At 61.9% G+C, this 19,147-nt stretch carries 17 protein-coding genes; 9 read left to right on the top strand and 8 right to left on the bottom strand.

Features of this window, described 5'->3' with window-relative positions:
- Positions 1-213: 213 nt before the first annotated feature.
- Positions 214-1,632 carry an NADPH-dependent glutamate synthase gene (gene gltA / locus DDIC_RS11335; protein WP_136400538.1) on the bottom strand — a complete coding sequence of 473 codons (1,419 nt, stop codon included), beginning with the start codon at positions 1,630-1,632 and terminating at the stop codon, positions 214-216.
- A complete protein-coding gene (locus tag DDIC_RS11330; protein ID WP_136400537.1) occupies positions 1,622-2,464 on the bottom strand; it encodes a sulfide/dihydroorotate dehydrogenase-like FAD/NAD-binding protein in 843 nt (280 codons plus the stop codon). Before DDIC_RS11330 ends, gltA begins: the two co-directional genes overlap by 11 nt.
- Before the next feature lie 295 nt (positions 2,465-2,759).
- Between DDIC_RS11330 and DDIC_RS11325 the strand changes: the two genes are divergently transcribed.
- Positions 2,760-3,044 (top strand): hypothetical protein, encoded by a 285-nt coding sequence (locus DDIC_RS11325; RefSeq protein ID WP_136400536.1) that lies wholly within the window; start codon positions 2,760-2,762, stop codon positions 3,042-3,044.
- 737 nt (positions 3,045-3,781) lie between these two features.
- Here the strand turns inward: DDIC_RS11325 and DDIC_RS11320 are convergent.
- The 5 genes from DDIC_RS11320 to DDIC_RS11300 form a co-directional block, all read right to left on the bottom strand.
- Positions 3,782-5,263, bottom strand: a complete 1,482-nt coding sequence (locus tag DDIC_RS11320) for an aldehyde dehydrogenase family protein (RefSeq protein WP_136400535.1) — start codon at positions 5,261-5,263, stop codon at positions 3,782-3,784.
- 338 nt (positions 5,264-5,601) lie between these two features.
- On the bottom strand, positions 5,602-6,390 hold the full coding sequence (cobM, locus tag DDIC_RS11315; protein ID WP_136400534.1) for a precorrin-4 C(11)-methyltransferase: 789 nt from the start codon (positions 6,388-6,390) through the stop codon (positions 5,602-5,604).
- Between the two features lie 3 nt (positions 6,391-6,393).
- Positions 6,394-8,565, bottom strand: a complete 2,172-nt coding sequence (cbiE, locus tag DDIC_RS13995) for a precorrin-6y C5,15-methyltransferase (decarboxylating) subunit CbiE (protein WP_247647467.1) — start codon at positions 8,563-8,565, stop codon at positions 6,394-6,396.
- Positions 8,562-9,806, bottom strand: coding sequence for a cobalt-precorrin-5B (C(1))-methyltransferase CbiD (gene cbiD, locus DDIC_RS11305; protein WP_136400533.1), 1,245 nt, complete (start codon positions 9,804-9,806; stop codon positions 8,562-8,564). Before cbiD ends, cbiE begins: the two co-directional genes overlap by 4 nt.
- Positions 9,807-9,809: 3 nt before the next feature.
- Entirely contained in the window at positions 9,810-10,712 is a 903-nt protein-coding gene (locus DDIC_RS11300) for a hypothetical protein (RefSeq protein WP_136400532.1), read from the bottom strand.
- A 313-nt stretch (positions 10,713-11,025) separates the two neighbouring features.
- On the opposite strand from DDIC_RS11300, the gene DDIC_RS11295 reads away from it, so the two are divergent.
- Together DDIC_RS11295 and DDIC_RS11290 are read left to right on the top strand one after the other, a co-directional pair.
- Entirely contained in the window at positions 11,026-12,021 is a 996-nt protein-coding gene (locus DDIC_RS11295; RefSeq protein WP_136400531.1) for an OmpA family protein, read from the top strand.
- A gap of 80 nt (positions 12,022-12,101) precedes the next feature.
- Entirely contained in the window at positions 12,102-12,686 is a 585-nt protein-coding gene (locus DDIC_RS11290) for a translation initiation factor 2 (RefSeq protein ID WP_136400530.1), read from the top strand.
- Positions 12,687-13,053: 367 nt separating this feature from the next.
- Here DDIC_RS11290 and thrB read toward each other — a convergent pair whose 3' ends face one another.
- Positions 13,054-13,617 carry a homoserine kinase gene (thrB, locus tag DDIC_RS11285; protein WP_136400529.1) on the bottom strand — a complete coding sequence of 188 codons (564 nt, stop codon included), beginning with the start codon at positions 13,615-13,617 and terminating at the stop codon, positions 13,054-13,056.
- 288 nt (positions 13,618-13,905) lie between these two features.
- Here thrB and DDIC_RS11280 point away from each other — a divergent pair, with 288 nt between their 5' ends.
- From DDIC_RS11280 to DDIC_RS11255, 6 genes are all read left to right on the top strand, one after another.
- On the top strand, positions 13,906-14,508 hold the full coding sequence (locus tag DDIC_RS11280) for a hypothetical protein (protein WP_136400528.1): 603 nt from the start codon (positions 13,906-13,908) through the stop codon (positions 14,506-14,508).
- A gap of 533 nt (positions 14,509-15,041) precedes the next feature.
- Positions 15,042-15,176, top strand: coding sequence for a 50S ribosomal protein L34 (gene rpmH, locus DDIC_RS11275; RefSeq protein WP_022657771.1), 135 nt, complete (start codon positions 15,042-15,044; stop codon positions 15,174-15,176).
- 24 nt (positions 15,177-15,200) lie between these two features.
- Positions 15,201-15,605 (top strand): ribonuclease P protein component, encoded by a 405-nt coding sequence (gene rnpA, locus DDIC_RS11270; RefSeq protein WP_348769726.1) that lies wholly within the window; start codon positions 15,201-15,203, stop codon positions 15,603-15,605.
- Positions 15,602-15,865 carry a membrane protein insertion efficiency factor YidD gene (yidD, locus tag DDIC_RS11265; protein WP_136400527.1) on the top strand — a complete coding sequence of 88 codons (264 nt, stop codon included), beginning with the start codon at positions 15,602-15,604 and terminating at the stop codon, positions 15,863-15,865. Before rnpA ends, yidD begins: the two co-directional genes overlap by 4 nt.
- Positions 15,866-15,873: 8 nt before the next feature.
- Positions 15,874-17,523, top strand: a complete 1,650-nt coding sequence (yidC, locus tag DDIC_RS11260; RefSeq protein WP_136400526.1) for a membrane protein insertase YidC — start codon at positions 15,874-15,876, stop codon at positions 17,521-17,523.
- Positions 17,524-17,563: 40 nt separating this feature from the next.
- The gene (locus tag DDIC_RS11255; protein WP_136400525.1) at positions 17,564-18,973 is read left to right on the top strand and encodes a protein jag; all 1,410 of its coding nucleotides are present in this window, start codon (positions 17,564-17,566) and stop codon (positions 18,971-18,973) included.
- Positions 18,974-19,147: the final 174 nt, after the last annotated feature.

The following is a 19,147-nucleotide window of genomic DNA, read 5'->3' as shown; positions in this document are numbered from 1 at the left end:
TGGGTCGTGCCCGTGGATGCGGATTGTTGCCCATTGTCGGGCGTCCGGGTTGAGCGCCCGCCCTTGCCTGTGAGCGGCGCAGTGCGGCTCAAAAAACCTTTGCAAGTATGAACGCGAACCGCCTGTCTGGCAAGCTGCGGCCATGCCGGGCCGTGTGCATGAAAAAAGGGAGCCTCCGTGGGGAGGCTCCCTTGATCATCTGCCGGGCTGCGATCAGCCAGCTATCCTTTTGACAATTTCCTGTCCGGCCTTGCGGCCCGCGCCCATGGCCAGAATGACCGTGGCCGCGCCGGTGACGATGTCGCCGCCCGCAAAAACGTTGGGTATGGAGGTTTCGCCCGTGGCTTCGTCGGCCTCGATGTAGCCCCGCTTGTTGAGCTTGAGCTCCGGGGTGGCCTCGAGCAGGATGGGGTTGGAGCGCGTGCCCAGAGCCACAACGGCCAGATCGGTGGGCAGGTCATATTCCGACCCTGTAACAGGCACGGGCCTGCGACGGCCTGATGCGTCGGGTTCGCCCAGTTCCATGCGCTGCAGGGTTACGGACTGCAGGCGCATCTCCGCATCGCCGTTAAAACGCAGCGGGGCGGAGAGCATGGCAAACTGCACGCCTTCTTCCTCCGCGTGTTCCAGCTCTTCCAGGCGGGCGGGCATTTCCGCCCTGGTGCGGCGGTAGACGACGTGCACGCTTTCAGCGCCCATGCGCAGGGCTGTGCGCGCCGCGTCCATGGCCACGTTGCCCGCGCCGAACACGGTCACGTGTTTGCCGGGGTAGGCAGGGGTGTCCTGCGTGGGAAAGTTGTAGGCACGCCCGAGGTTGACGCGGGTAAGGTACTCGTTGGCCGAGAACACGCCCACCAGGTTCTCGCCGGGGACGCCCAAAAAGACGGGCAGACCGGCGCCCACGCCGATGAACACGGCGTCGTATTCCTTGCGCAAATCGGCGATGTCGATGGTGCGGCCGCCCACGGAATTGAGGTGAAAGTCTACCCCGGCCTGGCGCAGGCCGTTGATTTCGGTGGCGACCACGTTTTTGGGCAGGCGGAAGGCAGGGATGCCGTAAATGAGCACGCCGCCGGGCTCGTGCAGGGCTTCAAAAACGTCCACCTTGATGCCCGCCGTGGCGCAAACGCCCGCACAGGTCAGGGACGAGGGGCCGGAGCCGATGCAGGCGACCTTTTTGCTGCCCAGGGGCAAGGCGCAGGCGTTGGTGCCCGTTACCTGCTCACAGGCGGTGGTGGCAATGTAGGTGTCGGCCACAAAGCGTTCAAGACGGCCAATGGCCACGGGCTGGCCCTTGGCCTTGAGCACGCACTTGCCTTCGCACTGGTGCTCTTGCGGGCATACGCGACCGCAGACGGCGGGCAGGCTGTTGGTGGTCTTGATGATGCGGTAGGCCGCGTCCATGTTGCCCTCGGCCACCTGGTGGATAAAGTCGCGGATGGGCACTTCGACCGGGCAGCCGGTGACGCACAGGGGTTTTTTGCACTGCAGGCAGCGGCTGGCTTCGGTCTGGGCCATATCCCTGGTGTAGCCGAGGGCGACTTCTTCAAAGTTGCTGCGGCGCACCTGGGCGGGCTGACAGGGCATATCCACACGGGGAGCCACGGTCTTTTTGGGCTTGTTATTCTCCATGGCTGACTCTCCGGTATTCTTCGATGGAAACGGTTTCCTGCTCTCTGTATGCGGCCAGGCGGCGGCGCAGCTCGGGAAAGTCCACTTCGTGACCGTCAAACTCGGGGCCGTCCACACAGGCAAACTTGGTTTTGCCGCCCACGGTGACGCGGCAGGCGCCGCACATGCCGATGCCGTCAACCATGATGGGGTTGAGGCTCACTGTGGTTTTGACGCCAAAAGGACGCGTGGTTTCGGCCACGGCGGCCATCATGGGCACAGGGCCCACGGCAACGACTTCAAACACGTCCTTGTCCGTTTCAAGCCTGTTGCGCAAAAGTTCGGTAACAAGGCCCTTGTGGCCGTAGCTGCCGTCGTCCGTCGAAATAAGCAGCTCGTCCACAAACGACTTTAGTTCGTTTTCAAAAAGCAGCAGGTCTTTGCTGCGCGCGCCGATAACGCCCACGACCTTGTTGCCGATGCGGGCGTGGCCCTTGGCAATGTGGTGCATGGCGGCAATGCCGGTGCCGCCGCCCACGCAGATGACCGTGCCGCGTTTTTCGATATGGGTGGGGTGGCCCAGGGGACCGCAGACGTCAAGGATGGCGTCTCCGGCGCCGAGCGCCTCAAGCATGGCGGTACTTTTGCCCATGACCAGATAGACTATGGTAATGGTGCCGTTTTCCCGGTCGGTGTCAGCAATGGTAAGGGGGATGCGCTCGCCCTGTTCGCTCATGCGCAGCATGACGAAGTGGCCGGGGCGCGCTTTTTGCGCGATTTGCGGCGCATGGAGCACCAGTTTGCTGGTTTTGCCCGGGATCAGGCTTTCCTTGTGCAATATGGGTGTTGGCATAGGTTCTCCTCGTCAGGCATGTGAGTTGCTGCATGGTAGCTGCGAGCGACATTAGTTGCAAGCAACAGTTTTGTCGTATCTCTCTTACATGGCTGATATAATTTGTTGTTCGCATTCAATTTGCGCCAATGGGCATGTATTTGGCCCCATTTTTTTGCGTTGCCCTAAAGACGCGGCCTATAGTACCGATAAGCTTCTTGACAGGTGGGGAAGGGGAGACGGTACAACCAACAAGGAGGCGGACAGGGCCAACCCCTTTGCAAGGAAGCAGTGATCCATTCATGGAGGAATGGTCATGTCGCAACACATCGGTGACGTTTTCCAGACGGGAGTCTCGCCGCCCGAAGTGGCCGAAGACCCGACGCGAAGTCGGAATTTGCTGCTGATCGAGCGGTACCTTGTAGTACTGGAAGAAAACAAAAAGGCATGCTGCGCGGCTGTAACCGATGCAGATATGGCTTTGGACATGGCGGGTTTTGTGAAGCGCCAGCTGCGCAGACCAGCCGAAAAGCCCAGAATGTCTCCGGCCTTGCTGGCCCTGGCTCTTGTGAGGCGCATTATTGACGCGCCCGAACAATAAACCGGACGGTCTCCAAAGTGGAGCTCCGGACCGGCTGCAGAAGGACCATGCGTTCGCAATGCAGGGCTTAGGCCCGCGTTGCTGAACACAAACCACTAGCATCACTTTTCCGTGACATGATAGGGGGCATGGCAGTCCGCAATCCATAACGAATTCTCCACCTATGAGAGGCGGGGGCGTGGGGCCTCCGCCTCTCGCATTATTTCAAGCCTTGCCGATCTTTCAGTCAGTGCCAGCCCGCCTCTCGCGCTGTCGTGAAGCGGCAGCGCCGAAAACCGCGAGCCGTTAGCGGCTTTGCCGCAGCGGAAGCGAGCAGTTTTCGTGCCTTTGCCGCGCCACGGGGTGCGGCCTCTGAGCCAGTAGCGGGGGCGTGGGGCCTCCGCCTCTCGCATTATTTCAAGCCTCGCCGATTTTTCAGTCAGTGCCAGCCCGCCTCTCGCGCTGTCGTGAAGCGGCAGCGCCGAAAACCGCGAGCCGTTAGCGGCTTTGCCGCAACGGAAGCGAGCAGTTTTCGTGCCTTTGCCGCGCCACGAGGTGCGGCCTTTGAGCCAGTAGCGGGGGCGTGGGGCCTCCGCCTCTCGCATTATTTCAAGCCTTGCCGATCTTTCAGTCAGTGCCAGCCCGCCTCTCGCGCTGTCGTGAAGCGGTCTTTAGCCTGTTGCAGTCAAAACGGCCCCTTTCGGGGCCGTTTTAGTTACGCGGCAACCGTAGATCGCTCGCAGCATGCGCGGTTGTCGCTAGGGGTAGAAGCCGGTGGGTTTTTCAGACAGATTGATGAGGATATTTTTTTGCTGCGTGTAGTGCGCAAGTATGGCCTTGTGCGTTTCGCGGCCTATGCCCGATTCCTTGTGTCCGCCAAAGGGCGCGCCCGCCGGGATGCTGTTGTAGGTATTCACCCACATGCGGCCTGTCTCGATGGCGCGGCTCACGCGGATGGCCCTGTTGATGTCGCGCGTCCACACAGCGCCGCCAAGGCCGTACAGGCTGTCGTTGGCCATGGCGATGACTTCGTCTTCAGTGCGAAACTTGATGATCACCGCTACAGGACCAAAGATTTCGTCCTGCGCCACCCGCATGTTGTTGGTGACGTTGCCGAGCAGGGTCGGCCGCATAAAGCAGCCCTTGGCAAGCTCGCCATCGGTGATGCGCTCGCCGCCGCAGAGCACGGTTGCGCCTTCGGCCTTGGCCTGCTCAATGCAGAGCTGGATGGCCTTGAGGTGCGATTCGTAAATCTGCGAGCCCATCTGGGTTGAGGGATCCCATGGCAGGCCCACCTTAACGCGGTTAAAGCGCTCCACCGCTTCGGCCACAAACTGGTCGTAAATGTCCTCATGCACAAATACGCGCGACCCTGCGCAGCACACCTGCCCCTGATTGAACAGAATGCCCATCTGCAGGCCGTCCATGGCCAGATCCCACTGGCAATCGGGAAAATAGATGTTGGCCGATTTGCCGCCCAGCTCAAGGGTGGCGGGGATGATGCGCTTGGCCGCAGCAAGACCAACCTGACGGCCCACCTCTGTGGAACCGGTAAAGGCCAGCTTGCGGAAACCCGGATGCTCAAGCATGAACTGGCCGGAACGGGAACCCCGACCCGTGATGACGTTGAATACGCCCTTTGGCAGCACGCCAGCAATGAGCCGCGCCAATTCCAGCACAGATAGCGATGTGTGGTTGGAAGGTTTGAACACGGTGCAGCACCCGGCGGCAAGCACCGGGGCCAGCTTCCAGGCCGCCATGAGAAAGGGGAAGTTCCACGGCACAATCTGGCCCACCACGCCGATAGGTTCGCGGAAAACCAGCGACATGGTGTTTTCGTCCAGCATGACGGCGGTGCCTTCATCGGCGCGCACTACGCCGGCAAAATAGCGGAAGTGGTCGGCAGCAAAGGGAATGTCCACATTCATGGTTTCCCGGATGGGCTTGCCGTTGTCCAGCGTCTCCACCATGGCCAGATGCTCTTTGTTGGCGTCGATGATGTCGGCAATCTTCAGCAGCAGATTGGCGCGGCTAATGGGGTCAACCTTTTTCCAGCTGTCCCAGGCCTTGGTGGCGGCTGCCACTGCGGCGTCCACGTCTTCCCTGGTGGCTTCTGCGCAGGTTGCCAGCCGTTCGCCGTTGGCAGGGCAGAAGGTTTCAAAGGTTCCGCCGTCCGAGGCCTGTTTCCACTGGCCGTCGATGAAAAGGGAGTACGAATCCTGAATGTCAACTTTGTTCATGAATCACTCCTTTTTAAAAAACCATGATTGTCAATAAGACAATAGTATGGTGATATGGATTGCAACTCCATATTAGATGGCAGAATTTTGCAGATGCTATCACGATTATAATACAGTTTGTGAAAAAAAATACAATCAAATAGTATATTTTGTAAACCATGCAACATTGCAAAATCTGTTTGTTGTGCGATAACTAAAACAATTGATACGTGTTTTGCAAACGTGTCACGATAATATTGCGTATCAGGACAGTCACAACAAAAAATGGACGAAAAACAGGCAGGATGCGCTAACGCATCCTGCCTGTTTTAGATGAGGCGTGGTAAAGCGGGAGGGGGTCAGCCCCGAGCTGGCCGGTAACCGTGTGAAAAATTGGCGGCATAGAGGCGCGAGGGCGCGCCCTGGCTGTTTTGCGCAGGCAGCACAAGAAAAACCGTCTGCCGGGTGAGGTTGTGGCTGGTGATGCACTGGGCAAGCTCGCCCAGGGTTGTCCAGTACAGCTGCTCCTCGGGCCAGCTGACCATGTGGGCGCAAAAAACGGGGGTCTCCGCAGGCAGGCTGCGCAATAGTTCGTCCTGCAGGGCCTGGGCCGAAGCGGCGGAAAGGTACACGGCCATGGATGCCTTGTGCTCGGCCAGCAGGTGCAGGTGCTCGCGCTGCGGCACCGGGGTGCGTCCCTCAAGGCGGCTGATGATGAGACTCTGGGTTACCTCGGGCACGGTAAAGGTGATGCCCGCCGCGGCAGCCGCAGCGCAGGCGGCGGTAACCCCAGGTATTACCTGCCAGGGGATGCCGTCGGCATCGAGCAGTGCCGCCTGTTCGCGCAGTGCGCCGTACAGCGAGGGATCGCCCGTGTGCACTCGAGCCACGGGGCGGCCCTCAAGGGCGGTAGCGCGCACCATGGCGTGGCACTGCTCAAGCGTCAGCGGGGCGGAATCCACAACCATGGCCTGCGGCGCGGCGCAGGCCACCACCTCGCGCGGCACCAGCGAGCCCGCGTAGAGCACAAGGGCCGCCTGTTCGATGGCCTTGCGGCCCTTGACGGTTATCAGATCTGGGTCGCCGGGCCCGGCGCCGACAAATGTTACTGTGCCGGGGGTTGTCCCGTTTTGCCGCGCGGCATCCATACCTTACCTGCCTTCTGGCTGCGCGCCGGACTGAATGGGTGCGGGCGCGGGTTTTTGAGCGGCCAGCAAAAATACGGGGTTCATGGCCGAAAGGTGCACGTCGCCGCCCAGGGTTTTGCCTTCGGCGGCGGATATCTGCATAACTTCCACCGGCCAGGCCATGTCCTCAAAAAAGCGGCGGCACAGGCTGAAGCTGTCCAGCAGCACGCAGCTGACCACAACGCGGCCTCCCACCGGCAGGCGCAGGCACACATGGCCGAGGATATCGTCGCCGTCATCGCCGGAAAGACCGCCGCCGATAAACACCCGCTGCGGATCTGGCAGACCTGGCAGGCACTCTGGCGCTTGCCCCAGGCGCACATCCACATTGGCAGCGCCAAAACGACGGCGGTTTTCCTGAATGCCCATGGCGCGACCGGCGGACCGCTCAACCGCGATAACGCGCCCTTCGTGCGCCAGTACCGAGGCCTCCAGCGCCACGGCTCCAGAGCCGGAGCCGATGTCCCACACCACATGCCCGGCCTCGATGCGCAGCAGGGCAAGGGCGGCCGCCCGCACGGGTTTTTTGGTGATAAGACCGCGATCAACAGCCAGCTGGTCGGCGTCCAGCCCCAGGTGCGGACGGCGAGCCGGGGCGGCGGGTATCAGCACCATGGTGCAGGCCGGGCCAAACTCCCGCCCGGCGGCATCAGCCATGCTCAGATGGCTGACAGCCTCGTCCTCTGCGCCCATGCGTTCAAAAATATGCGCGTCAAACCAGTCCACCCCACGGTCGAGCAGGTGGCGGGCCAGCACGTCTGGCGACATGCGTGCGTCGGTAAGGATGCAGAGCGGCGCGTTTTTGCCGCAGGCCACGTTGAGGGGGCGCAGGTCGTCGCGCCCGTGCAGCGAGAGGCAGATAACCTTGTGCCACGGCAGCGAAAGGCGCGCGCAGGCCTGCTGCAGCGAGCTGACGGCGGGCAGCTGCCGCACCGCATCCGGCCCGAGGCGGCGCACCAGGGTTGCCCCAATGCCGAACAGCAGGGGGTCGCCGTCTGCCAGCACAAGCACGCGCTCGCCTGCGGCCCGCAACTGGCTCAGCCGGGTGAGCAGCGGCTCAAGCGGCGTGCTCAGGGGCAGCAGACGCGCCTTGAGGGCCGGGGTTCCGGTCGAGGTCTGCTCCCCTTCGGCATCCGGGCCGTCAGTCATGAGGCTGCGGCCAGAAAATTCTTCAAGCAGCATGCGCCCGGCGCAGATGACGTCGGCCTCTTCCGCCAGGCGGCGCTGCGCTTCGGCAAGCCCTGCCAGACCGCGCGGGCGGGCGCAGTCGAGCCCCATGACCGTAATGGGGTGGGGGGCTGCCGTTGTCGGCTCAAAAATAAAAAACGACTGGAGCATTTCAGACATGGGCGGCCAGTCGTCCTGCTCGGCCATACCGACGGGTGTCGGGGCAGCCTCGGCAGTTGTTCTGGCCGTGTCCGTTTCCTCAACAGCGGCATGTGCTGCGGCATGGGGTTCAGCATGGGTTGCGACCGGGGGGGCGGCAGCGTCTGCAAGCGGAGCTGTTGCCGGGACGGCGTATGTAAAGGGGGCGGATGCCGGGTCATCGGCGGGCGCGACGGTGTCGGCCTCTTCCGCCAATGTTGTCGTATCTGCCTCGTGCGCCGGGCCTGCCGAGGGCGTCTGCTCAGCCGTGCCCGCAGATTGGGCTGTCGAGGTGTCAGCCGGGTATGCCGGCCCGGAAAAGTCGATAAAATCGGCAAAATCTGCGGGCCCGGCAGGCTGGGGCGTCATGGCGTCGGCGGCGACGTCAGCGATAGACGAGTGGAGGGCATATTCCGTAGCCGGGGCGGTTGCCTGCGGGCTCGGATTGTCATCTGGGCGCATGTCTGGGGCGGGATATGCGCCGGTCTGCGGCGCGGGTTCAGCCATGCCTATTGGGGCCGCATTGTCAGCGGCCACGGCGGCAGCCGGAGTGTGATCTTGCGGTGCGGCCATTTCGGGCTGGGCCGTAGGGGCTGCCTGCGTCGTGGCCTCGTCTGCAGGGCCGAGCTGCTGGGCTGCGTTGCTTGCAGGTGCGCCCGTGCCCGCTTCTGCCGCGCGCAAAAGGGGGATGGCCGCAGCGTCATCCTTGGTGGGGGTGGTGTGCGCATGGGATGGCACGGCCAAGCCGGGCAGTGAGACCTGTTGTTTCATAGCGCCAATAATTCCCTGCCGTCAGTGTGAAAAAGGTGCAGGCTCACCGGGCAGCCCGCAAAATTTTGCGCCGTGCGCACGGCCTGACGGGCCACCTGCTCGAGCACCCTCGGCCCGGCCTTATCGGCCAGCAGCAGCTCCAGCGCGTGCGCCGCCGTTATGCAGCGGCCCACAGCCTCTGCGCTGGTTGCGTTTGCGGCCCTGGCCATCTGCGCAAGAGCCTGCATATCGAGCGTGGCGTTTTGGGCATGGGTGTACGCATGGCCTTGGGCCAGCTTGACCAGTTTGCCAAAAAAACAGCCCCAGACAATGCGTTCAAAGCCCAGCAGGCCCGCCGCGTGCAGCGAAAATTTTGCAAAGTCGGCAACCTGCACAAAACAGCGAGCGGGCAGCAAGGGGTTGCGCTCCATAAGCAGCCGTTCGGAGCGCCTGCCCGTGGTCAGACAGATGCTGCGGCAGCCGGTGGCGGCGGCGACAGACAGCCCCTGCTCGATGGTGGCCTTCCATGCGGCATGGCTGAAGGGCCGCACCGTGCCTTGCGTTCCCAGTATGGAAATGCCGCCCTCAATGCCCAGCCGGGGATTAAAGGTCTTTTGCGCCAGCTGCGCGCCCTCGGGCACGCTGACAAATACCGTCAGGGCGGTATGCCCCTCCTGCGTTCCAGCCTGCGCGCCGTTTGGGACGTTGCCGCGTTGGCGTTCCCAAGCCTGCAGGGCAAGGGTGATCTGCTGCCTCGGCACAGGGTTGACGGCCGCCTGTCCCACTGGCACCGGCAAGCCCGGCAGGGTAACGCGGCCTACCCCCGGCCCTCCCTTTATAATGATGGAGCCGAGGTCTGCAAGGTCTGCATGCTGTTGCGCGGCGACGTGCTCAACCACGGTGGCCGTTATGCGCGCGCCTGAAGTAGCATCGGGGTCATCGCCGCCGTCCTTGATGATGCTGGCGTGGGCGGCCCGGATGATGCCCTGCGGCGGCGGGTCGGACCGGGCAGACGTGCCCGCGTTCCAGGCCGCAACCAGTTCCGGCGCGGGGCCGGGGGCGCAGTTTGCTACTGGCAACTGCAGCCAGCCGCGCGGGGTAAAAATATTGCTGTCGCGACCTTGGGGCTCCGCGTCAAAGGGGGGCAAGGGCACGTGCACTTCCGCAGGCGCGCAGCCCATGCGCAGCAGCTGCAGTGCCGCCAGGGCAGCCCCTGTGGCGGCGCTGCCTGTGGTAAAGCCCTCGCGCAGCTTGCTGGTCATGCCTCAGGCCTGGAGAGGGCGGGTGAGCGCATCCGGCTCCGGCAGCCAGACCTTGCCTCGGGCCACAAGGGCCACCGGGCCGTCAACGCCTGCCATGTCGGCGCCGTTTTCGGCAAACAGGCGCACGTCCAGTGGGGAGCCGCCGGGCTGCATGATGGAAAACATCCGGCGCGTGCCTGTCCGCGACAGACACAATGCAAGCGCCAGCGCCCCGGAACCGCAGGCGTTTTCAATAAACGTCGTGCCTGCATCGCGCACGTGCACGAGGGGCAGCATTTCCAGCTGGCCCTGCTGCTCGCGCCACCAGATAACACCGGCCGCAGGCTCCGCCTCAAGATTGTGCTGTTCGCGCATCTGGGCCGCAGCCGCGTAGCAGTCTTCGGGCAGATGATGGACCGGGCCGCCAAGCAGCAGGTGACAAATGCCCGGCAGGCGCACAAGGTGCGCGCCCTGCCCGACAGTGGCGATGCTGCACGAAGGCAGACGCAACAGGGCCTCTACCTGCCAGAGCGGGGCGCACCCTCTGGTGCGCAACCGCACCGGGCTGTGCCAGCCAGAGACCAGAACTTCGTCAATGCGCTCGGCCTGGTCGCTGCCGCAGCCCGCAGCAGGCGCTGCGCCGGGGGCAATGCCCTCAAGCGGAGCCTGATCAGGGTTTGCGTTCTGGGCCGTGTAGGCCAGCAGCGCCCCCACCGCGCGGGTGGCGTTGACGCAAAATTCGCCGCCAGCCATGCGCAGTTTGCCCTGAGACAAATTTACAAAGCCCGCCTGCTCGCCCCCAAGTATGGCGGAATCAAGCGCCAGACCCGCAAGACGGGCCTGCTCGGCAGGTCGCTGTCCGACGTCGGGAAAGAGCAGTGTTGTGTTGCCCCCTGGGCTCCACTTGGAAAAAGTCAGTGCGGGCATGGAAAATCCTTGGTTCACGCATAAGTATGCCCCAGCCCCGGCGGGCTGTCCAGCGCTGCCCGCTGCCGGGCGCAAAAGGGGACTTTGAATAGTGCGGTGAAAAATAATCGCGTGTGCATCAATTAAAGAGTGACGTAAAAGCGAAAGAGTCTTTCCTATTTACAACTTGCGGTTTTTCCCAAACGCGGGTATGTCAAAGGCAGTTGCCGTCTCCAAGGCCTATGGCTGTGAGTGAGCCGGTAACGTGGCGGGCACACCGCGATTTACTGTTGTTGACGGTAATCGACGACACTAACAACGTTTGGGAGGCAGTATGAAATCGTTTCGTCTTCTTGCTCTTGCGGCCGCTCTTGTTCTGAGCTACGCCGTGGCCGCTGCGGCCGCTCCGGCGTGCAACAAGAAAATTGAAAGCTTCGACTTCGTCGTGGACTACTCTGGTTCCATGATGATGAAGAACGACAGGCTCAAGCAGGACAAGATCATTGTGGCCAAAAACGTGCTCACGCGCGTTAACGCCGCTATTCCCGCTCTGAGCTACAACGGTGGTTTGCACACCCTTTCGCCCAACGGCGCCATTGTGGCCCAGGGCCCCTGGGACCGCGCCGCCATGGCCGCTGGTCTCAAGAAGCTGAGCAGCGACTTCCAGATTTTTGGCCGCATGACCAGCATGGGCAACGGCCTGCAGGCGTATGAACCCTTCATCTCCAGCATGAAGCGCGACGCCGCCTTGATCCTCGTTACCGACGGCGACAACAACCGCGGTACCGACCTCGTGCAGGTTGTGAGCCAGATGTACGCCAGCCAGCGTAACCTGGTTGTGCATGTGATCTCTCTGGCCGACACCCCCAACGGTGAAGCCACCGTCAAAAAGATCGCCGCTCTGAATTCCAACGCCGTTGTGGTGCGCGCTGAAGAGCTCGCCACCAGCGACGCCGCTGTTGAACGCTTTGTGCTTTCCGTGTTCTGCAAGGACGAAGACGTCATCGTGCTGCGCGGCGTGCATTTTGCCTTCAATTCGTTCGCCCTCGACGGCAAGGCCATGGGCATCCTGAACGAAGCCGCCACCCTGATCAAGAACAACCCCAACAAGCGCGTTGTTCTCTCTGGCTGGACCGACTTTGTGGGCTCCGACGCCTACAACATGAAGCTTTCGCAGGAACGCGCCAGCTCCGTGAAGAACTACCTGGTGAAGCAGGGCATCCCCGCCAGCCGCATGACCGCCATTGGTCGTGGCAAGTCCTTCAAGTATGACAACAAGACCGACGAAGGGCGCGCCATGAACCGCCGCACCGAAGTGTCCTTCGAGTAATCGCAGGCCTTCGCTTCTGTCGAATTAAAGCAAAAGCCGGGTGGTCTATGCCGCCCGGCTTTTTATGAGGTGCATCGCACATGCGTAAGATTTTGGCACTTATTCTCACTATGGGTTTGGCCTCCGGCGGTTGCGCCTGGTTCGGCGGCTCTTCTTCTGAAGAAGCAAAGCCCGCCCAGCCGCAGGAACAGGTTGCTGCCCCCGAACCGGCTCCGGCTCCTGAAGTTCCTGCCAAGGACGTCAAGGGCAAGGGCAAGACCAAGGCCAAGACCAAGGCCGAAAAGCAGGCTGAAGCCAAACCTGTCGCTTCCAAAAAGGTCGTGAAGACTGAAGCCCAGATCGCGGCCGAGCTCACCATGGTGGGCAACAGGCTTGCCGCCCAGGCTGCTCGCACGGTGATGCCTTCCAAGTCCGCCAAGGAAGTGCGCCAGGACGGCAAAGACTACGTTGCAAGCTACGTCGACGTCGACGCATCCAATGTGACCACCGAACTGCACCCCGGCGCCACTGGTCAGTACGTGGGGTATGTCCGTTATCAGGAAAAGATAATGGAGTGCCGCGGCAAAACCAAGCAGGAAGCCATCACCACCGCTTCGTGCCAGCAGGTCAAAGCGCGTAACCTTAACGAACTTATTCGTTACGACGGTTCGACCTGGCAGTACTAGTATTGTTGTGACGCCGCTCTGGCCGCACGCCGCATTGCTGCGTTCTGCCGGAGCGGATGTCCTTTGCGCGGCAAGTGACGCGTACTGAAATTTTGGCGGGGCTTCGGCCCCGCTTTATTTTTTGCTGCCGGGCAAAACGGCTGCGGATGCTTGGGAACAAGCGGAGGCGGCCTGCGGGTCAGGCCGCAGGGGGCGTTGAGGCTCAGGCCGCGTTTGTATTGCTGGCTTTGGTGTTGGTCGACGTTTGGCAACCCTGGCGATGTCTGCCAGCTGTCTCAAGGCAGGCACATTGTCAGGGAGCCTGTGAGTCTGGCGGAAATGCTCCGCCATGCGGTACAGCAGGCTCCTGTGCGCTGCATGTCGGGGGCTACGCGCCGTCGCCTTGCAGCACATCCGGGGGCAGGTGGGTGTGTATCCAGTGTGCGCACTGGGTCGGGTTTTTGCCCTCGGCCCGGCAGCGCAGTGTTGCGTAGCGCGTATACAGGGACTGGCGCTCATTAAAAATATCTTCAAGTTTTTCACCTGGGTTCATGGCAATGCCGCGCTCGGGGTTACGGGCGACGCGCTCTTCAATAAGGCGAAAGGGCACGTCAATAAAGACAATTGGCCCCAGGGCGGCCAGGTGCTTCATGGCGACATCGCGGTAAACAACGCTGCCGCCGGTGGCGATAACCGTACGGTTGGCCTTGATGGCGCTGATCACCTTTGCCTCGGTATCCAGAAAGGCCGACTTGCCCAGGGTGTCGGTAATATCCTGCAGGCGTGCGCCATAGGCGGCTTCAATAAGGTGGTCGCTGTCAACCAGAGCCCAGCCCAGCTCTTGGGCCAGGGCTGAACCTACCGTGGATTTGCCCGCTCCGGCCATGCCAATAAGGGTGATGCAGGGGGCTGGCGCGGACGGCGCGGCGGTGAGATTTGGCTTGGTGGACATGCTGGCTCCTGATTGTTGCCTGAACGGTAAACCCGAATCGCCCCGCATTGCCTGCGGCGAACTGCGGCGCATTGCTGATGATTGTCTTGGTGCGAATGTGCCCAAGCAAAAGCTGCCTGTCAATGCGCGTACATCCTCCGGCGTGACGCTTCTCCGGAAAATGGATTGCGGCCCTGCGGCGCGGCAGTTTCATTGTGCCCGGCGTGCCGACAAAAGAGATCGACGCCCCAGCGGCAGGGCTAAAGTTTGCGGCTGCGCCTGCCGATAAGGGCTGTAGAGGTGAGTTCCATGCGCAAATCAGTTATGCTGCCATTGCTGGCCTTTTTGGCGTTTTTTGTCTGCCCTGTTTCGGAGGCTGCCGCTGTTGATGTGCAGCCCCTGCCGCCGCAGGTTCCTGCGCGCACGCCCTCTGGAGCTACAAATATCAACGACGTGTGGCTGCACAGCGGGGGCGGCCGTCTGTACTGGAATACTCTGGTCGCGCCTCGGCAGATCGCCCTTGAAGGGGCGCGGTTTGAGGATCCTGCGGCAGTGCCCGAACTGGCCATGACGCCCCCTGCTGACAAAAAGAAGCCCGTGCGGCACGCCAGCCGCAAGGTCAAGGTAAGCAAGGCCGCCCCCAAGGCCGCCCCGGCGGCAGTGCCCAAGGGCGTCGGCAAAACTTCACTGCAGGCTCCGGCAAGCCAGAGCAGCGCCATACCGCCTCTGGGAGCACCGGGCAGTGCTGGCTCTGCCCCGGCTGGCGCAGGAGCCGACGTCCCTTATTCGTCCGCAGCGGCTTCGCCGGTGGGCGGGGTGACGGGCGGAGGGGCTGGCGCATCCACAGGCGCAGCACCTGCACCGGGCTTTTCAGCCGACGATTTGTTGCCCCGCGCCAACGCCCGGCCCTGAGCGGGTTTCGCGCTGTTTGTTGCCTTGCGCCGATCCGTTTGGCTTGTAAAAAGGCGCGGTCAGCGCGTATGTGCCGCGTGTGAATAGCGCGGCCGACCGTGCACACCGTTTGCCGTAAGGTTCCGCCCTATTGCTGGGGGGCATGATTGGGAGTATTGCAGCTTGGATAGGCCGTGTGCTCCCTTTTGCATGCCGAGCACTGCCGCCCTCTGCGGTGGCGGTGCGGGGCAATAGCTGGCAGTCAGGCCGGGCTGCAATCATCAGCGATGGATTTATTCAGGCAGGGCATCTTTGCCCTTGCGCCCTTGCGGCTGCACGTGCATGATAGTCGCGCGTTGTTTGGGGCATCTGGCGCTTGACGGAGCGCTTGCTGGCGTGTATGTAGCTTGTTCCATATATTTTAACGCCAGGGCAATGCCGCCCTTCCGCGCTTAAAAGCCGGGGGGTAGCCCCAAAACCGCTCAGGCCCGGCGTGCCGCATCGCTCCGGTGGTCGGCCCAAGGCCCTGCCGGAAATTTTTTAAGGAGTCTGCAATGAAAAGAACATACCAGCCGAGCAAAATCAGAAGGGCCCGCACCCATGGGTTCCGCACCCGCATGGCCACCCCCAGCGGGCGCGCGATTATTCGTCGCCGCCGCGCCAAGGGCCGTAAGGTTCTGAGCGCCTAGCGGGGCGGGCTTGCCCCGTTCGACATGGGTATTCCCATGCATCAGAATGGTCTGCCGCAGCATTTGCGGATACGTCGCAGGGCGGAATTCGTAGCGTGCTATGAGCGGGGCAGGCGTCTGCACACCGAGCATTTTCTTGTATTTGTGCTGTCGGGCAATTGTCCCGGTCTAGCTACGCGCACTGGCATGGCTGTTTCCCGCAAGGTTGGCAATGCTGTTGTGCGAAATCGCGTCAAAAGGCTTTTGCGGGAGTTTTATCGTTTGCATCGCGACGATTTGCCCAATAAAGCCGACATCGTTACCGTTGCCAAAAAACATGCCGGAGAGGCTGCGCTGGATTTGGCCAGCGTGGCCGCCGAGCTTTTGCCGCTGATGCGGCGCATGGTTCGGCGCGAGCCGGGCCGCCCGGCATTGGATGGGCTGCCATGAGTCATTTGCTGCGTAACCTGTGCATATTACCTATACGCGTATACCAGCTTTGCATCTCGCCAGTGCTTCCCCCCGCCTGTCGGTTTTATCCCACCTGTTCCGCCTATGCCGCAGAGGCCATCATGACCCACGGCATTTTCCGGGGGGGCTGGCTTGCGCTCAAGCGTCTTGCCAGATGCCACCCGTGGGGCGGCTCAGGCTACGACCCTGTTCCACCACCAAGGCGTCCTCGTGACGTCCCGCCACTGTCCCAGGAGTGAACGCCCTCATGCAAGACGGAAAAAATCTGATCATCGCCATCCTTTTGTGCCTCGTCGTTATTGTGGGCTGGAGTTACCTGTCCGAACATATGGGCTGGGTCCGCAAGCCCGACCCGGCCGTTGTTGCGCAACAACAGCAGGCCCAGCAGGCCGTCCAGCAACAGCAGGCGCAGCAACAGGCCGCTACTGCGGTGCAACAGGCCCTGCCTGTGTTTACGCCTGCCTCTGGCCGCGATCTGACGGTCAATTCTCCGCTTTATGAAGCGGTTTTTCACACGGGTGGCGGTGCGCTGCGCTCCTTTAAGCTCAAGCAGTACCAGACCGGCCTTGATGCCGATTCTCCTCTGGTCAATCTTGTGGATCCCCAGACCGCCACAGTGGCCCCGCTGGGCCTGGTGATCAACAGCCAGCCCTCGTGGAGCACCGGTCAGTGGTCTGTGGAAAATGCCGAAAACGGTCTGAACATTGCTGCAGGCCAGCAGGCTGTGCTGCGCTTTAACGGCGAAGTGGACAACCTGCGCGTCGTGCGCGAAATGACCTTTAGCGCCGACAGCTATCTTATCCGCGAAAAAATCCGCGTGGTGAACACCACCGATCAGGCCCGCAGCGTACGCGTGAGCTACACTGTGGCTGCCGACGCCAGCAACGCCGCCGGCGGCCGCTACGACGCCATGCGCCTCGCCTGGGATAACGACGGCAGCCTCAGCGAAGAATCTTCGTCCAAAACTCTTGAGACAACGGGGGCGCAGGTTTCCGGCAAGATTTACTGGGCGGGCACCATGAGCACCTATTTTCTGGCGGCGGTGCTTCCCGGTGATACAAGCAACGTGACCGTCAAGGGCCGCATGCAACAGAACGTGTTTCGCGCCGCAGTGGAAGAGCCGGAAGTGATGCTCGGCCCCGGGCAGGAGCGCGAGCTGACCGTTTCGTACTGGCTCGGACCCAAGGAGCGCGAAAGGCTTGCCGCTGTTTCCGACCAGTTGGCCAAGAGCATCGATCTCGGCATGTTTCATGTGATTGCCAAGGGCCTGCTATGGCTGCTTGAATTTTTCCAGCAATACGTGAACAACTGGGGCGTCGCCATCATCCTGCTGACGGTTCTCATCAAGGCGCTGTTCTGGCCGCTTACGGCCAAGAGCTACGCCTCCATGGAAAAGATGAAAAAACTGCAGCCGCACATGACGGTTCTTCGCGAGAAGTACAAGGATGACAAGGAGCTCATGAACAAGGAAGTCATGGCGCTCTACAAGACCTACGGGGTCAACCCGGCCAGCGGCTGCGTACCCATCCTTATTCAGATGCCCGTGTTTTTTGGTCTGTACCAGGCGCTGCTCACGTCCATCGAGCTGCGTCACGCCCCCTTTATTTCCTATTTGCCAGGCACGGACATCATCTGGCTGGCAGACCTTTCGGCCAAGGATCCCTTCTACATCACGCCCATCGTTATGGGCCTGACCATGTTTATTCAGCAAAAGATGAGCCCCCCGGCCACAGACCCCACCCAGCAGAAGGTCATGATGTTCTTGCCGTTGATCTTCACGGCCATGTTCCTGAGCTTCCCCTCTGGTTTGGTGGTGTACTGGCTGGTCAACAACATCCTGTCCATTGCGCAGCAGAGGATGATGGCCAAGAAGTTCTCTACAGCCGCAGCGAAATAGGCCGCCCCGGCGGGTTCGCGTGACACAGCAAGGGGTTCGTATGGAAGGATTTAAAGAATTCCAGGGCAAGGATCTTGACGGCGCCATTGAGGAAGCCTGCGGCTATTTTAATACCGCGCGGGAAAAGCTTGAAATCGAAATTGTGGAGGACGCAAAGTCTGGCATTTTCGGCATAGTGGGAGCGCGCAAGGCCAAGGTGCGCGCCCGCCGCGTGCAGTTGCGCGAAACGGTGGACAGCATCCTGGGCAGAAAAGGCGGCGAGGGCTCTTTGCCCCCAACGCCGCCCGAGGCCGCTGCCGTTACCGGCGAGCAGACGGCTGCAGCGGTCGAACCGCGCAAGACCGGCAACGCAAAACCAGCGCCGACGCCCGTAGCAGAGGCTGAGGCCAGCAATGATGCCGGTGCCGATGCCGCACCCAAGGCGTCTGAAGCCCAGAACGACATGGGGCGGGACGAAACCCGCGAGACACCGCGTCTGCAAGAGTCCCGCGTGCCGCGCGGACAGCAGGACGACCGGCGCAACCGTGGGCGCAACCGCAACAAACCACAGCCGCTCGACGCTTATGAAAGTGAAGACGCGCTGGATGCGGCCTGTAACGGCAACGTGATAGAAAAACCGGCAGAAAAGCCCTTTGACCGTCGCGAACGCAATGGCAAGCCCGACAGAAACAGCAACCGGCCGTCAAACCGTAATGGCAAAAATGATCGCGGGCGCGACCGTGCCGCCAAAAATGCCGACGGCGACGAAACCGTCGAAACAGTCAATGCTGCGGAAGCCAACGGGCGTGAGCCACGGGGCCGCCGCAACGATGTCCGTCAGGATGGCCGGGGCAACGGCAAGGGCGAAGTCCGGGCGCCGCACCGCGACGGCGGGCGGCCAGAGCGCGCCCCTCGCGTCGAGGCCCCTGCGGAGGGACTTGAAGACGACTTTGACGCCGCTGGCGAGGGCCTGCCCGTAACGCCGCTTGAGCAACTCGATGCACCCAAGCTTGAGGCCCTGGTGGACGAAACCGTCCGCAAGCTCATTCGCCCCATTACCGGCGACGAGGTGGGCATTGCCGTTAAAATCGGCGGCGGCAGGGTGTACGTGGGTATTGAGTGCGACGAGGATTCAGGGCTGCTGATCGGGCGCGAGGGACAGACCCTGGCCGCTCTGCAGTATATGATTTCGCGCATTGTTTCGCGCGGCATGAACGCCGCCGTGCGCGTGCAGCTGGACGCTGGCGAATACCGCCGCCGTCAGGACGAAAAACTGCGCGAAATGGCCCTGGCCCTGGCGGATAAGGTTCGCCAAAGCGGCCGTTCATATTCCACGCGTCCGCTTTCGTCGTATCACCGTCGCATTGTGCATGTCTGCCTGCAGGAAGCGGCTGACGTGCAGACCCGCAGCACCGGCGACGGCCCCATGAAGCGTGTGGTGATCATGCGTAAAAAGGGAGACCGCCCCTAGTTTGAGGCCGTACGGCACATGCGCGTAAGCGCTGATTGCAAGCTGGGCCATCGTTGTCTGAAAGCTTGTAGCGTTGCCGGAGAAACGGCCCAGCAGGGCAAAGTCTCCGGCAACGCTTTTTTAAAGTTCCGCACGCCGCACGGTATGGCCGGGGTTGGACGCCGGACAGATGCA

Origin of the sequence: Desulfovibrio desulfuricans (assembly GCF_004801255.1) — a bacterium.
In the GTDB taxonomy this organism is placed as follows: Bacteria; Desulfobacterota; Desulfovibrionia; order Desulfovibrionales; family Desulfovibrionaceae; genus Desulfovibrio; species Desulfovibrio desulfuricans_C.
This window is presented reverse-complemented; position numbering and strand designations above follow the sequence as displayed.